The sequence below is a fragment of the Bacillus sp. S4 genome, assembly GCF_040838205.1.
GTDB lineage: Bacteria > Bacillota > Bacilli > Bacillales > Bacillaceae_G > Bacillus_A > Bacillus_A cereus_U.
In genome coordinates this window covers 1-14,860 of record NZ_JBFPJI010000066.1, presented here as the reverse complement: position 1 = coordinate 14,860, position 14,860 = coordinate 1, and the positions used below count along the sequence as shown (strand labels likewise).

Here is a 14,860-nt window from a genome sequence, read left to right as displayed (position 1 = left end):
AAAAATAAAAATTGACGTTTCACGTTGTTTGTTTCGTTTAGTTTTCAAAGTTCAATGCCGCGTTTCAGCGACTTTTATAATTTAACATTTTGACTTGAATCTGTCAACAACTTTTTTCTTTCGTTCCTGACGACGCTTATTAATTTATCATATTACTAATCGATAAGTCAACGCTTTTTTAAAAAATGCCAAAATAAATTTATCTTGGCATTATATATAGCTTAATAATCACTAATGCAGCAACACCTGGCACCCCTAATAAACTTGATACTGTAGCTGTGCCCATGTTAATTGGAATATGAAAATCGAAATATGTCCCTGCAACATTCACAATAAATAGTAACGCTATACCTAAAGTGACATGAAAGAGTGCTTTCCCTATAAAACGTATTGGTTTAGCAGAAACACCAAAAACAAGAAAAATAAAAACCAAAGCAAGAATGCCAACAATAATAATTGTAGAATTCATTTTTTCCTCCTTATGAATGACCTATACATATCCATTTGTATGGGACAAGACAAGAAAAAAGAACATCTATAACATAACTCCTACCACTTCATCTTTATAACCTTTAATCAGTAATATTTCTTCTAAGCACTAGCAATTAGATACAACTAATTCCATTCCCACTTTTTCTTTCTCCTCTTTATATCCCCAAAATAAAGTAGCCCTGTTACTCACAAATAAATCGATAAAAAGCAAAAGGTCCCACTTTAAAAAGCAGGACCTTTTACCATTGTTCCATTTTCACAGGACGACGTTTTGCTTCTTTTAACAAGAAAAAATATTTCGCCTCTGCTATTTTTAAAGAACAAAGTACATCTTGAGACGGCTCAACACTTTGTTCAACCAGTCTCTTCTGACGTAGCCATTCATTCTTTACCTTTTCTAATAATACAATTAACTTATCGTCATACTCTTTACGCAACTTACCCTTTTTTTGAAAGAACATTTTCCCTTCTCCTCTTATATCTCTCTACGGCCTTCTAAAGCTTTCGATAGTGTTACTTCATCTGCATATTCTAAATCTCCACCAACTGGCAGACCATGTGCAATACGAGTTACTTTAATTCCTGTTGGCTTTAAGAGGCGGGATATGTACATTGCTGTAGCTTCCCCTTCAATATTAGGGTTTGTTGCTAATATCACTTCTTGTACTGTTTCATCTTGCAGTCTCTTTAATAACTGCGGGATATTAATATCCTCTGGTCCAATTCCCTCCATTGGAGAAATGGCACCACGCAAAACATGATATACACCTTGATATTCTTTCATTTTTTCCATCGCAATTACATCTTTCGGCTCTTGTACTACACAAACAACCGATTGATCCCTATGCGAATCGTCACAAATATAACAAGGATCGCGGTCAGTGATATGTCCGCACACAGAACAATACGCTAAATCTCGCTTTGCATTCACAAGTGCTTTCGCAAAACCTAGTACATCATCCTCTTTCATATCTAACACGAAGAATGCCAATCGAACCGCTGTTTTCGGTCCGATTCCTGGCAACTTCATAAAACTATCGATTAATTTTGATATCGGTTCTGGATAATGCATATATCAATATCCTCCTAGAACATTCCACCTGGTAAGTTCATGCCTTTTGTAAATTTGCCCATTGTAGAGTTTGAAAGTTCATCAACCTTTTTAAGTGCATCATTCGTTGCAGCTAATACTAAGTCTTGTAACATTTCGATATCTTCTGGATCTACAACTTCTTCTTTAATTTTCACTTCAAGAACTTGCTTATGACCATTTGCAATAACAGTAACCATTCCGCCGCCAGCTGTACCTTCAACTGTTTTTTCGCCAAGCTCTTCTTGCGCCTTCGCCATGTCTTTTTGCATCTTTTGCATTTGTTTCATCATATTATTCATATTTCCCATTCCGCCACGCATCATAATTAATTCCTCCTCATTATTATTACTCTTTTATTTCAATAAGTTCTTGCCCTACTAATTTTACAGCCTCTTCTATAAGAGGATCTTCTTTTTGTTCTGGGCTTTCTTCAGAATCCCCGCCTTCGCGTTGTAAAAAGTCTTCACGAATTTTACCCCATTCACTTTTTGGGATAGCAATCATATTTAACCTTTTACTTAACAATTCAAAAAGAGTTTGTTCCAATGTATCCATCGCTTCTCGATTTTCACTAGCCATTTTACAATGAATCTCATATTGAAATGCTAACACATAGGTATCATCCGAAGCCGCAACTGGTTCACTATTTTCTAATAAAACAGCAAATGCTACTTTGTTATGTGACTTGAGCCTTCCTAATAATTCGCCCCATACAGCTTTTAACTGTTCTAAATCTTGACGCTTCGCTTGCTTTAACACTTCATTCACACGTCCAACAGGAATTTTCATACTTCCTGTTCGTACTGGTTTTGGTGTTGCCCGCGTCTCTCTTACTTCCTGCTGCACACCAGCTGGCACGCCATTCTTTTTAACTTGCTCTAACTCTTTCTCCAACTGCTGCATCCTGTTCATAATCGCTTGTAAACGATCTGCGCCGTTTGCTTGCATCATAAACTGCTGACACAGTTGCACCATAACAACTTCCAAGAATATTCTTGGATGGTTTGTCCACTTCATCTCCTGTTGTCCCTTACTAAGGGTATGAATAATTTCATAGATTACTTCCGGTTGCATTTCTTCACTTAACGTACGGAATTGATCATCTACAATTACCCGTTCCAACATATGTTCTAATTGTGGTGAAGTTTGATATAAAAGCATATCACGATAGTAGTAAATGAAATCCTCCATAAAGCGAACTGGATCTTTCCCTTTACTCATCATCTCATCTATAATACGTAACGCTCTTGATACATCATTTTCACGTATACATTCTACCAGGTCACCCAGATATCGCTGAGATACAGATCCTGTTACAGCTAAAACATCTTCACTCGTCACCGTCTCATCACTATAAGAAATAGCTTGATCAATAAGACTGAGGGCATCACGCATACCACCTTCGGCGGCACGCGCTACGATTTGTAACGCTTCATCTTCTACTTGCGTACCTTCATTTGTCACGACCGTCGATAACCTCTCAACGATATCATTTACTGATATCTTTCGAAACTCAAAACGCTGACAACGCGAAATAATTGTAGCTGGAATCTTATGCGGTTCTGTTGTCGCCAGAATAAAAATAACATGTCCTGGCGGCTCTTCTAAAGTTTTCAAAAGCGCATTAAAGGCACCCATAGAAAGCATGTGAACTTCATCAATAATGTATACTTTATATCCTACAGCACTTGGAGCATATTTTACTTTATCTCTTATATCTCGAATTTCATCTACACCGTTATTTGAAGCCGCATCAATTTCTAATACATCTGAAATAGACCCTTGTGTAATTCCTAAACAAGAAGGACATTCATTACAAGGTTCAGCTACCGGGGCGTGTTCACAGTTAATTGCCTTTGCAAATACTTTTGCAATTGTCGTTTTCCCTGTTCCCCTCGGACCCGAAAACAAATAAGCATGTGAAGCTTTCTCTTGAAGAAGGGCATTTTGCAACGTTTTTGTCACGTGCTTTTGACCGACTACATCTTCGAATTTTTGCGGTCTCCATGTTCGGTATAACGCTTGGTATGACACGAAAATACGGCCTCCCTCAAAGGTTATTATCTTATTTATTATAACCCATTCTGTTTATAGATTCCAAAAGTTATTTTCCATACAAAAAACTCACCTTTATATAAAGGTGAGTTTTGTATACATATATAACTGCCGTGCACCTTCTGTCGATTACGTACCATAAGCGTTACTCAAGCAGTTAGCTCGGTTCAGGCACTCCTGCGGCACACGAGAAAACCCGCTTATTGCTGCTTCCTTCCGGACCTGACAAGGTTCACGGGGTCCCGTTGCGCAGGACCCAAACGTCAACACCACTTACTTAAGGCAGACCTTACAGCAGCATAACCTCGAGAAGGGATTCAGCCTCGCTAGAGCGGATTGCGAGTATAGGGCACCGCTACCTCCCCGCTTAGCACGGCAAAGTTAAAACCAATATTCGGTTGCCTTGGATAAGGCATTATCAGTATAACTTGTTTTTTTACAAAATGCAAATACGTTAGTTACCATTACTTTTCTCTAGTTTTTTCACTTCTTTTCTTTTCTTACGAAGCTCCCTAAAAAAAATCGTTAACAACGTACCACATTCCTCTTCAAGTACACCAGGCACTACTTCACACTGATGATTAAAACGCTCATCAGTTAAAAGATTCATCAACGTACCTGCACATCCACCTTTCGGATCGCTCGCACCATATACAACCCGTTTTATACGCGATAAAACAATTCCCCCTGCACACATTGGGCAAGGTTCTAATGTTACATATAACGTTGCATCTTCTAAACGCCATGTCCCTAATTTTTTGCAAGCTTCATCAATAGCTAAGAGTTCGGCGTGAGCTATTGATCTCTGTTCAGTTTCTCTTAAGTTATGTGCGACACTAATCACTTCACCATCTAGCACAATTACAGCACCAATTGGTACCTCTTGTATCGCCTCCGCCTTCTTCGCTTCCTCTATTGCTAACTGCATAAAATATATATCTCGCTCCATAATATAGTCCTTTCACCAAAAATAAAATACACTTTTTCATTTCTTGCAGGTGGGATAACTTTTACAAATTCAATCCAACCTAAAGAAGAAAGAGAGGGAATTACATATGAAAAATACTGCCTTACTCATTATCGATATGATTAATGATTTTCAATTCTCCCACGGACCCATCCTGGCACAGAAATGTGAAATTATAAAGAACCCCATTTTACAATTAAAGGACACCATGAAATCATTGGGCTATCCAATAATTTATGTCAATGATCACTATCAACTTTGGAGATCTGATATTGATCAACTTATCACTCATTGTACAAATAAGTATAGTAAAAATATTATCGAGGCCATTGCTCCGCATACTGACGATTACATTTTTATTAAACCACATTATTCTGCTTTTTATGAAACACCTTTGAATTCTTTATTAGGTTATTTGAAAATCGAAAATCTCATTTTAACAGGAATTGCCGGGAACATATGCATCCTTTTTACAGCTAATGATGCCCATATGAGAAATTATACACTTTATGTACCACGGGATTGCATCGCTTCTAATAACGAGCAAGATAATGAACATGCTTTAAAAATAATGGAGGCCACATTAAAGGCAAATATTGTACCGTCATCCCAAATAGAATTTAATTAATACATATCTATTTTCTAACTTTTTATATCAAATTAGTCCGCTCGCTCCCCTCTTGTGCTACAATAATTCTGTTTTGTGTTTTTAGTAGTCACGGTAAATCACTGATTGAAAGGAGGAAACAGCGTGACCGGAGTACCATTTATCACGGTTGAAGGACCAATTGGTGTTGGAAAAACTTCACTTGCGAAGGAACTTTCAACTCACATGCAACTCCACTTACTAAAAGAGATTGTTGATGAAAATCCTTTTTTAGGAAAATTCTATGAAGACATCGACGAATGGAGTTTTCAAACAGAGATGTTCTTTCTTTGTAATAGATACAAACAACTAGAGGATATTAACATAAAGTATTTGAATCAAAGGAAGCCTGTAGTAGCAGATTATCATATATTTAAAAATTTAATTTTTGCATCCCGTACATTAAAAGATGCTCAATATGACAAGTACATGCAAATTTATCGCATTCTTACGCAAGATATGCCTGTACCAAATGTCATCGTTTATTTAACAGCGAGCCTAGAAACATTACAAAAACGAATTGCGATGCGCGGAAGAGAATTCGAAAAAAATATGGATCCAAATTACTTACTACAGCTTACAAAAGATTACGAAACAGCAATGGATGCTTTCAAAAAGGACCATCCAGATATTCCAGTATTGAAATTTAATGGAGACGATATGGATTTTGTAAGAAATCCTGATGATTTAAATGTCATCTTATCCGCTCTTCAAAATACTCTCTTGAAGGAGTCGAAATAACAATGAATTTAAGGCAAAAATATGATATACCAAATGATGCAGTTATCACTATTGCTGGAACAGTAGGTGTCGGTAAATCCACTATGACAACTGCATTAGCTAACGCTTTAGGTTATCGTACATCTTTTGAAAAAGTAGATTCCAACCCATATTTGGACAAGTTCTATGCTGATTTCACACGCTGGAGCTTTCACTTACAAGTGTACTTTTTAGCAGAACGATTTAAAGAACAAAAAAGAATTTTCGAATATGGTGGCGGTTTTGTTCAAGACCGTTCTATCTATGAGGACACTGGTATTTTCGCAAAGATGCATCACGAAAAAGGTACAATGACTGAAACTGATTATGAAACATACAAAGGTTTATTTGATGCTATGGTCATGACTCCTTACTTCCCTCATCCAGACTTATTAATTTACCTAGAAGGTTCGTTTGATGATATTGTCGATCGTATTCAAGAACGAGGACGTCCAATGGAGCAGCAAACACCAATCGAGTATTGGAAAGAGATGCATGGACGTTACGATAACTGGATTAATAACTTTAATTCATGCCCTATTTTACGATTAAACATTAATGAATACGATATTTTAAAAGATGGCGATTCAGTCGAACCAATCATTAAAAAAATTGGACATTTTTTAAAACAAACACGTAAACTTGTAAAATAAAAAACCCGTGCATATGCACGGGTTTTCCTATGAAATTACTTTTTCTTTTTCGTTGGAGCAATAATTTCACTCTCTGGCTTTCCAGCATTAATACGCTGACGAACAGTACTCGTACTAATATCATATGTTTCAGCAATCTCTTTAACGGTCATTTCTTTCCCGTTAATTACTGCTGTTAGTAATTTCCCTGTACGTTTTGGAGTTACTTCTTTTTGCACAGCTGGTTTTTCAGCTTCTTTTGGCACCTCTACTTTTTTTGCAACCTGTTTTACATCACAAGTGCAACCACAAAGCTTACGGAATGTATCATCACTTATAATGCGCGACACATTTGCACCACTGTTTAAAATTCTATTGTTCTTACAGACAGGACATTGTACATAATATAAAGTTTTTCCATCTAAAGGAAACGTTTGTATAATAAGATCCATGTTAACTCCTTTCATATCTATGAAGATAATCATCGGAATATGAGTGTGTAATAAGGACACTATATCCTTACATCATACTTTATGATTGGTTTTAAAATAAAAACTCGTTACGTGTTGGTAACGAGTTCTCCAATCTCCACTTATATGCGCTGTTGTCAATTATATCTGGAGGAGGTAGAGGGATTCGAACCCCCGCGCGACTCTCGCCGCCTGTCGGTTTTCAAGACCGATCCCTTCAGCCAGACTTGGGTATACCTCCATATTGACATCAAATATAATATCAAAAGAAAAACAGTTAGTCAACCCTACTATAATAAATTATGAGGAAAGGGAAATTTTACTTTCCCTCTCCTTTATGACATTGCTGACAACGTCCATAATTACCAATCACTCATACCGATGAATGTTTTAACTTATTTAATAACTGTTTTTCCTCCCATATAAGGGCGAAGAACTTCTGGAATTATAATTGTACCATCTTCTTGTTGATAGTTCTCTAAAATAGCTGCCACTGTACGTCCAATTGCAAGACCAGATCCATTTAGTGTATGAACATGTTCCGGTTTGCCATTTGGCTCACGACGGAAACGGATATTCGCGCGTCTCGCTTGGAATGCCTCAAAATTACTACAAGAAGAAATTTCACGATATGTACCATAGCTTGGAATCCATACTTCAATATCATATTTCTTCGCTGCTGTAAATCCTAAATCTCCTGTACACATGCTCATAACGCGATATGGCAACTCTAATAATTGTAACACGCGCTCTGCATCATTTGTTAATTTTTCTAACTCTTCGTAAGAATCTTCTGGTTTCACGAACTTCACAAGTTCAACTTTATTAAATTGGTGTTGGCGAATTAAACCACGTGTATCACGACCAGCTGAACCTGCTTCAGAACGGAAGCATGAGCTAAACGCAGCATATCGTATCGGCAATTGCTCTTTACTCACAATCTCATCACGATGCATATTCGTTACAGGTACTTCAGCTGTTGGGATTAGGAAATAATCTTCACTTTCAATACGGAATGCATCTTCTTCAAACTTCGGAAGTTGTCCTGTTCCTGTCATACTTGCACGGTTTACCATATAAGGAGGCAATACTTCCTCATATCCATGCTCATCAGTATGAAGGTCAAGCATAAAGCTAATCAAAGCACGTTCTAATCTTGCACCAGCACCTTTGTAAAATACAAATCGGCTTCCTGTTACTTTCCCAGCACGTTCAAAATCTAAAATCCCTAAATCAGTAGCAAGGTCCCAATGTGGTTTTGGCTCATAAGTAAATTCTTTCACTTCTCCCCAAGTACGTGCTACTACGTTATCATCCTCTGTTTCACCTATTGGAGCAGATTCATGAGGAATATTTGGGATAGATAGCATTAATCTTTCTAAATCTTCTTCAACTGTACGAAGCTCATTATCAAGATCTTTTACTTTTTCCCCAACTTCACGCATTTCTAGAATTAGAGCTTCCGCATCTTTCTTTTCACGCTTTAATACTGAAATTTGTTGAGATACTTCGTTACGCTTACTTTTTAGTTCTTCAGTTTGAACAAGTAGCTCTCTTCTTCTCGTATCAAGTTCTTCAAAGCGACCAAAATCCGTTAAATCTTCGCCTCTATGCTGTAATTTTGCTTTTACTTCTTCAAAATTTGTACGTAAAAATTTAATATCAAGCATTATATACTCCTCCTTTTATTTTATAAAACACAAAAAACTCCCGTCCCTATACAAAGGGACGGAAGTTAACCCGCGTTGCCACCCTAGTTGAAAGCATTACCGCTTTCCTCTCAAGTAGAAATAACGGCTCTTCACCGGGAATGCTTACTAATCAAAAGATATTCCACATTCCATTCCAGGATGGATTCACAAACTGTTTCTATCGATTTCCACCAACCATCGACTCTCTATAAGAAACAACATTTGTTACTACTTCCTATCAACACGCTTATTTTATAAAATTGTTACCATCAATTTACTATAATCTTATACAAGTTGCAAGTTACTTATACAACTTTTTTCATTTTCGCTTCTTTTACCATCTCTACAAAGTATGCTGTTACACGGTGATCATCCGTTAATTCTGGGTGGAAAGAAGCAGCTAAAAACTGACATTGTCTTACCGCTACCATTCGATCGCCATGTGTAGAAAGTACTTCAACATCATCAGCTACATTTACAACATACGGAGCACGGATAAATACACCAACAAAGTCTTCTCCCACACCCTTCATTGAAAGTGCAGCTTCAAAACTATCTTTTTGGCGTCCGAACGCATTGCGCTCAACCGTAATATCCATAGCACCAATATGTGCTTCTTCATAGCCAATAAGTGTTTTCGCAAGAAGAATCATTCCTGCACATGTACCAAACATTGGTTTACCAGACCTCGCAAATGTACGAAGAGGCTCCATGAAAGCATACTTATCAATAAGACGGCGCATTGTTGTACTTTCACCGCCTGGTAAAATAAGACCATCAATTTCTTCAAGTTGTTCTATACGCTTTACAACAACAGCTTCTGCACCACTTGCTTCAACTGATTTCACATGCTCACGAACAGCACCTTGAAGACCTAGCACACCGATTTTCACCATTTTAAAGATCTCCTTTAATTACCATCCACGCTCTTGCATGCGTTGTTCTGGTAATAACGTTGAAATTTCGACACCTTTCATTGCATTACCTAATCCTTTAGAAAGGCTTGCAATTAGTTCGTAATCTTCATAATGAGTCGTTGCTTCAACGATTGCACGTGCAAATTTCTCTGGGTTTTCTGATTTGAAGATACCAGATCCAACAAATACACCATCAGCACCAAGTTGCATCATTAACGCTGCATCTGCTGGTGTTGCTACACCACCTGCTGCAAAGTTTACAACTGGTAAACGACCAAGGCGTTTAATTTCAAGTAGTACTTCATAAGGAGCACCAGTATTTTTTGCATATGTCATTAACTCATCTTCACGTAGACTCGCAACTTGACGGATTTCTGCATTGACTTGGCGCATATGACGCACTGCCTCTACAATGTTTCCTGTTCCAGGCTCACCTTTTGTACGAAGCATAGATGCACCTTCTGCAATACGACGTGCAGCTTCTCCGATATCACGGCAACCACATACAAACGGAACTGTGTAATCACGTTTATTTAAATGGTATACTTCATCAGCAGGAGTTAATACTTCACTCTCATCGATATAGTCTACCCCTAATGATTCTAATACACGTGCTTCTACAAGGTGACCGATACGGCATTTTGCCATAACCGGAATTGACACAGCACCCATAACTTCTTCAACAATTGTTGGATCTGCCATACGAGAAACGCCACCTACTGCACGAATATCTGCAGGTACACGCTCTAATGCCATAACAGCAACTGCGCCTGCCTCTTCTGCAATCCTTGCTTGCTCAGCGTTAACTACGTCCATAATAACGCCGCCTTTTTGCATTTCTGCCATTCCACGTTTTACACGTTCTGTCCCTGTTACATTTGTCATGTACAAAAACCCCCCTAGGTGAATTGCTTTCCCCCGTTAAAGAAGAAAATTAAGAATACTCTTACATTCTACCACTAACTATCTGATGCTTGTCCACTACTTTTTCATAAAGTCGGTATGAAAAATAGGAATAAGAAAAAGCTCCTACAATGAGGAGCTTTTAAAACCAACCTTTTACTGTATCAACAGCACTATTCCACATACCACTAAAGAAAGAACCAATTCCGCGCATAGAACGTGTGAACCAGCCTGCCTCTTCTACTTCAGACTTTGTTACAAGGTCTACTTGTAATGATTTTCCTGATAAAAATCCAGGGTCATTACTATCTTTAGACGTTACAACCATTTGGCCAAGTGCAACTCCTTTTTTCATAGGTGCTTCTTGTCCCTTATTTCCTTCTTTAAATTCTGTTTTATAAAAGTCTTTACTTCCCTTTGGCACCGGAACTGAAACAGCTTGCTTCGTTTGAACTGCTACATCTTTATCTTTCGCATTTTCAACTCTTACTGTTTCTTTTCCTTTAACCGAAGAACCTTTTTCATACATTTTCTTCATTTCAAAGTTAGCAAAGCCATAATCATATAATTTCTTTGTCTCATCAAATCTTGCTGTATGAGATTTTGTTTTAATAACTACAGAAATGAAACGCATACCATTTCTTTCAATCGTACCAGTGAAACAATCTCCTGCTTCTGGAGTTGATCCTGTTTTCAGACCATCTACGCCTTCATATTCCTTAATTAACCCTTTTAACATCCAGTTCCAGTTAGGCATTTCGATCCGATCCGGAGTACCTTCACGGAATACTTTTTTTGAAATTTTTGCTATGTCTAATGTTTTAGGGAAATCTTGAATAAGACGTTGTGCTAAAATTGCTACATCTCTCGCAGACATTTTATTTTCTTCATCTGGAGTTGTCCCTTCAGGATGGTGTCCTTTTAAATCTTTGTTCGTTAAGCCCGTAGAATTTACAAACTTATAATTTTTTAATCCAAACTCTTTCGATTTATCATTCATCATTTTTACAAAGTCTACTTCTTTTCCAGCAACTGCTTCAGCTAACGCTATTGTTGCACCATTAGCAGAATAAATTGCCATTGCTTCGTATAGCTCTTTTACTGTATAAGACTCACCGTTTCGTAGAGGCACATTCGATAATGAACGATCTTGCGAAATGCTATACGCATATTCGGAAACCTTAACTTTTTGATCCCATTTTAGTTTCCCTTTCGCAACAGCCTCGTTCACTAGGTATTCACTCATCATTTTTGTCATACTAGCAATTGATAATAACTCATCTGCATTTTTTTGATATAAAATCTTCCCAGAATTCGCTTCTACTAAAATTGCCGCACCTGCTTCAATGTTTAAAGCGGCTCCTGTTTCTGCTGATGCATTGCTATATGGTACAAGCATGCTACAAGCTATTGTAAGCACTGTTACCAACGCAATGAATCTTTTGCAAAACATACCTTTCACTTTTGCTACCCCCAATATCTATGTACTCACATAACCGTTATTCTAACATAATCAAAAAAAAATAGACAGAGATATCAAATCTCCGTCTATTTACATATAAGACATTATAATGAGTAGTTTGGAGCCTCTTTTGTAATCTGTACGTGATGAGGATGGCTTTCACGTAAACCAGCACCTGACATACGAATGAACTGCGCATTCTCACGTAAGAATTCTAAATTCTGTGCTCCGCAGTATCCCATACCTGCACGTAATCCACCAACTAATTGATGAACTGTATCTGCTAAAGGTCCTTTATATGGTACTCGTCCTTCAATACCTTCTGGAACAAGCTTTTTGTTTCCTTCTTGGAAGTAGCGATCTTTACTTCCTTTTTCCATTGCTCCAACAGAACCCATACCACGATATACTTTAAATTGACGGCCTTGGTAAATTTCAGTTTCTCCAGGGCTTTCAGCTACACCAGCGAACATACTACCTAGCATAACAACGTGTGCCCCTGCCGCTAAAGCTTTAACCATATCACCAGAGTACTTAACACCGCCATCTGCAATAACTGGAATACCATGTTTACGAGCTTCAGTTGCACAATCATAAACTGCTGTTAATTGTGGTACACCAACTCCAGCTACAACACGCGTTGTACAAATAGAACCTGGTCCAATACCAACTTTAACTACATTTGCACCAGCTTCAATTAATGCTTTCGTTGCTTCAGCTGTAGCAACATTTCCAGCAATAATATTCAGTGCTGGATATTTTGCGCGAACTTCTTTTACTTTTTCAATAACACCTTGAGAATGTCCATGAGCTGTATCAAGTACAATTGCATCTACACTCGCTTTTACTAATGCATCGATACGAAGCATTGCATCAGCTGTTACACCAACTGCTGCTCCAACCAATAAGCGTCCTTGCTTATCCTTTGCAGAGTTTGGAAATTCAATTACTTTTTCAATATCTTTTATTGTAATAAGCCCTTGTAATACACCGCTATTATCAACAAGAGGAAGCTTTTCAATTTTATACTTTTGTAGGATCTTTTCAGCTTCTCCTAGTGTAGTACCAACTGGGGCTGTAATTAACTGTTCTTTTGTCATTACGTCAGAAATTTTGATTGAGTAGTCTTGGATGAAGCGCATATCACGGTTTGTAATAATACCAACTAATTTTCGCTCATCTAAATTATTTACAACTGGTACACCTGAGATGCGGTATTTTCCCATAAGATGTTCCGCATCATATACTTGATGTTCTGGAGTTAAAAAGAATGGATCTGAAATAACGCCGCTTTCAGAGCGCTTTACTTTGTCAACTTGCTCTGCCTGATGCTCAATAGACATATTCTTATGGATGATTCCTAAACCGCCTTGACGAGCCATTGCAATAGCCATATCAGCTTCTGTTACTGTATCCATTCCTGCACTAATTAACGGGATGTTTAACTGTAAGCTTTCAGATAAAACTGTTTTAACACTTACTTCTCTTGGTAATATATCTGACTTTGCTGGTACAAGTAATACATCATCAAAAGTCAAACCTTCTTTAACAAATTTAGATTCCCACATAATTGTTCCCCCCATAATACCAGAAATTATTATTAGTAGCTTATCAATTGGTTAAAATACTGTCAAGAAAGTATGAATATGTTAGAATTTTTAGACAATAAAAGGAGCGTAATATATGCATCATACACCTTGTGCTTGGCAGCAATTAAGTTTCTTCTTTTCATCTCAAAACGTACAACATTATCTTGCCCGTTGTTATGAAAAATCCTCGATTCAGGATGCCGAAAAAAAAGGTTTTGAAAATTGTTATCCATTTATTTATTACTTAGAACACGGTAAAAATTATTATGAATTATATAAAACAGCGCCATTTTCCATTCAGCCAATGCTGTTATTTTATGGAATGGGACAACTTTTTAAAGCTTGTTTATTAACTATTAATCCCAACTATCCAGAATCAACAACTGTTTTAGCACATGGAGTGACAACCCGTAAACGAAAAAAACAAGGATATCAATTTTTAGAAGATGAGGTGAAAATACAGAAAAACGGACTATTTACTCACGCTGCAGAACAACTGTTTCACATGAAACACTTGGAAACAGAAAAGTTTAATATGTTAGAGTTAATGGGGAAAATCCCTGAGTTACAACATTTATTTCGCTATAGTCAAAAAGGAACAACATTATATAAAATCGATTCAACAAATAAAAATGAGCTCTCCTTTTCAGTCAACATACTAGATCGACTACATATGACTAAAGAGAGATTTTCTCGTTACATCGAAACAGCTTGTAAGCATTTATCAATACAACACGTACCTGAGAAAAATAATGAATTAAATGTGTTTTTTTCAGCACCTATTCAATCATGGAATCCTATGTATAGCACACCTTTATACTACGAGTATCTTGCTGATACTTATTATTTACCACTTACGAACGACCCTAGAAACTCTAAGCCAGTGTTGCCTGAGCTCCTTGTTCATTATTTATTGCTCTATAATTTAAGTATGATTTCGAGGTATGAAACAGATTGGTGGTATGACTTACTTGGAAGCTATGGATCTGAAGATTATCCATTTATTTATCAGTTTCTCAATATTTCTGCTCAAAAAATCCCTTACTATATTTCAGCATTTTTACTACAGGAATCCAACCTATTTCATGGGAAATAAAAAAACACAAGTCAAAAGACTTGTGTTTTTATCTTGCTTGGCGACGTCCTACTCTCACAGGGACAAGGTCCCAACTACCATCGGCGCT

At 37.3% G+C, this 14,860-nt stretch carries 16 protein-coding genes, 1 tRNA gene, 1 other RNA gene and 1 other annotated feature; of the genes, 4 read left to right on the top strand and 14 right to left on the bottom strand.

The features are described 5' to 3' along the window. Positions 1-199: 199 nt before the first annotated feature. The 7 genes from AB3X48_RS09785 to tadA all read right to left on the bottom strand — a co-directional run bounded on the left by AB3X48_RS09785 (position 200) and on the right by tadA (position 4,589). Entirely contained in the window at positions 200-469 is a 270-nt protein-coding gene (locus tag AB3X48_RS09785) for a pro-sigmaK processing inhibitor BofA family protein (protein WP_002063354.1), read from the bottom strand. Positions 470-731: 262 nt separating this feature from the next. Further along, on the bottom strand, positions 732-953 hold the full coding sequence (locus tag AB3X48_RS09780; protein WP_002009631.1) for a YaaL family protein: 222 nt from the start codon (positions 951-953) through the stop codon (positions 732-734). Positions 954-967: 14 nt separating this feature from the next. Beyond that, the gene (gene recR / locus AB3X48_RS09775; RefSeq protein ID WP_002009629.1) at positions 968-1,564 is read right to left on the bottom strand and encodes a recombination protein RecR; all 597 of its coding nucleotides are present in this window, start codon (positions 1,562-1,564) and stop codon (positions 968-970) included. A 14-nt stretch (positions 1,565-1,578) separates the two neighbouring features. Then, positions 1,579-1,905, bottom strand: coding sequence for a YbaB/EbfC family nucleoid-associated protein (locus AB3X48_RS09770; protein WP_170935248.1), 327 nt, complete (start codon positions 1,903-1,905; stop codon positions 1,579-1,581). 25 nt (positions 1,906-1,930) lie between these two features. Further along, a complete protein-coding gene (gene dnaX / locus AB3X48_RS09765) occupies positions 1,931-3,619 on the bottom strand; it encodes a DNA polymerase III subunit gamma/tau (protein ID WP_002029302.1) in 1,689 nt (562 codons plus the stop codon). A 132-nt stretch (positions 3,620-3,751) separates the two neighbouring features. Continuing rightward, an RNA gene (gene ffs / locus AB3X48_RS09760) (signal recognition particle sRNA large type) lies at positions 3,752-4,016 on the bottom strand. A gap of 78 nt (positions 4,017-4,094) precedes the next feature. Then, a complete protein-coding gene (tadA, locus tag AB3X48_RS09755) occupies positions 4,095-4,589 on the bottom strand; it encodes a tRNA adenosine(34) deaminase TadA (protein WP_002029304.1) in 495 nt (164 codons plus the stop codon). Positions 4,590-4,695: 106 nt separating this feature from the next. Between tadA and AB3X48_RS09750 the strand changes: the two genes are divergently transcribed. The 3 genes from AB3X48_RS09750 to AB3X48_RS09740 all read left to right on the top strand — a co-directional run bounded on the left by AB3X48_RS09750 (position 4,696) and on the right by AB3X48_RS09740 (position 6,665). After that, positions 4,696-5,235 (top strand): cysteine hydrolase family protein, encoded by a 540-nt coding sequence (locus AB3X48_RS09750; protein WP_016106809.1) that lies wholly within the window; start codon positions 4,696-4,698, stop codon positions 5,233-5,235. Positions 5,236-5,358: 123 nt separating this feature from the next. After that, positions 5,359-5,994: a deoxynucleoside kinase gene (locus AB3X48_RS09745; RefSeq protein ID WP_002159650.1), complete on the top strand. Its 636-nt coding sequence runs from the start codon at positions 5,359-5,361 to the stop codon at positions 5,992-5,994. Between the two features lie 2 nt (positions 5,995-5,996). Next, positions 5,997-6,665 carry a deoxynucleoside kinase gene (locus AB3X48_RS09740; protein WP_016106808.1) on the top strand — a complete coding sequence of 223 codons (669 nt, stop codon included), beginning with the start codon at positions 5,997-5,999 and terminating at the stop codon, positions 6,663-6,665. 35 nt (positions 6,666-6,700) lie between these two features. Here the strand turns inward: AB3X48_RS09740 and AB3X48_RS09735 are convergent, their stop codons facing one another. The 7 genes from AB3X48_RS09735 to guaB form a co-directional block, all read right to left on the bottom strand. Further along, positions 6,701-7,096, bottom strand: a complete 396-nt coding sequence (locus AB3X48_RS09735) for a sigma factor-like helix-turn-helix DNA-binding protein (protein WP_002107271.1) — start codon at positions 7,094-7,096, stop codon at positions 6,701-6,703. A 166-nt stretch (positions 7,097-7,262) separates the two neighbouring features. Further along, positions 7,263-7,355 (bottom strand) — tRNA-Ser (locus tag AB3X48_RS09730). A 154-nt stretch (positions 7,356-7,509) separates the two neighbouring features. Next, positions 7,510-8,784 (bottom strand): serine--tRNA ligase, encoded by a 1,275-nt coding sequence (gene serS, locus AB3X48_RS09725; RefSeq protein ID WP_002009617.1) that lies wholly within the window; start codon positions 8,782-8,784, stop codon positions 7,510-7,512. Positions 8,785-8,835: 51 nt separating this feature from the next. Then, positions 8,836-9,056: a binding site (T-box leader), on the bottom strand. 54 nt (positions 9,057-9,110) lie between these two features. Further along, a complete protein-coding gene (gene pdxT / locus AB3X48_RS09720; protein ID WP_016106807.1) occupies positions 9,111-9,701 on the bottom strand; it encodes a pyridoxal 5'-phosphate synthase glutaminase subunit PdxT in 591 nt (196 codons plus the stop codon). Positions 9,702-9,719: 18 nt separating this feature from the next. After that, positions 9,720-10,607, bottom strand: coding sequence for a pyridoxal 5'-phosphate synthase lyase subunit PdxS (pdxS, locus tag AB3X48_RS09715; RefSeq protein WP_002151929.1), 888 nt, complete (start codon positions 10,605-10,607; stop codon positions 9,720-9,722). Positions 10,608-10,767: 160 nt separating this feature from the next. Continuing rightward, a complete protein-coding gene (locus AB3X48_RS09710) occupies positions 10,768-12,078 on the bottom strand; it encodes a D-alanyl-D-alanine carboxypeptidase family protein (RefSeq protein WP_133059459.1) in 1,311 nt (436 codons plus the stop codon). 113 nt (positions 12,079-12,191) lie between these two features. After that, a complete protein-coding gene (gene guaB, locus AB3X48_RS09705) occupies positions 12,192-13,655 on the bottom strand; it encodes an IMP dehydrogenase (protein WP_002159656.1) in 1,464 nt (487 codons plus the stop codon). Positions 13,656-13,770: 115 nt separating this feature from the next. On the opposite strand from guaB, the gene AB3X48_RS09700 reads away from it, so the two are divergent. Continuing rightward, entirely contained in the window at positions 13,771-14,772 is a 1,002-nt protein-coding gene (locus AB3X48_RS09700) for a YaaC family protein (protein ID WP_016106805.1), read from the top strand. Positions 14,773-14,860: the final 88 nt, after the last annotated feature.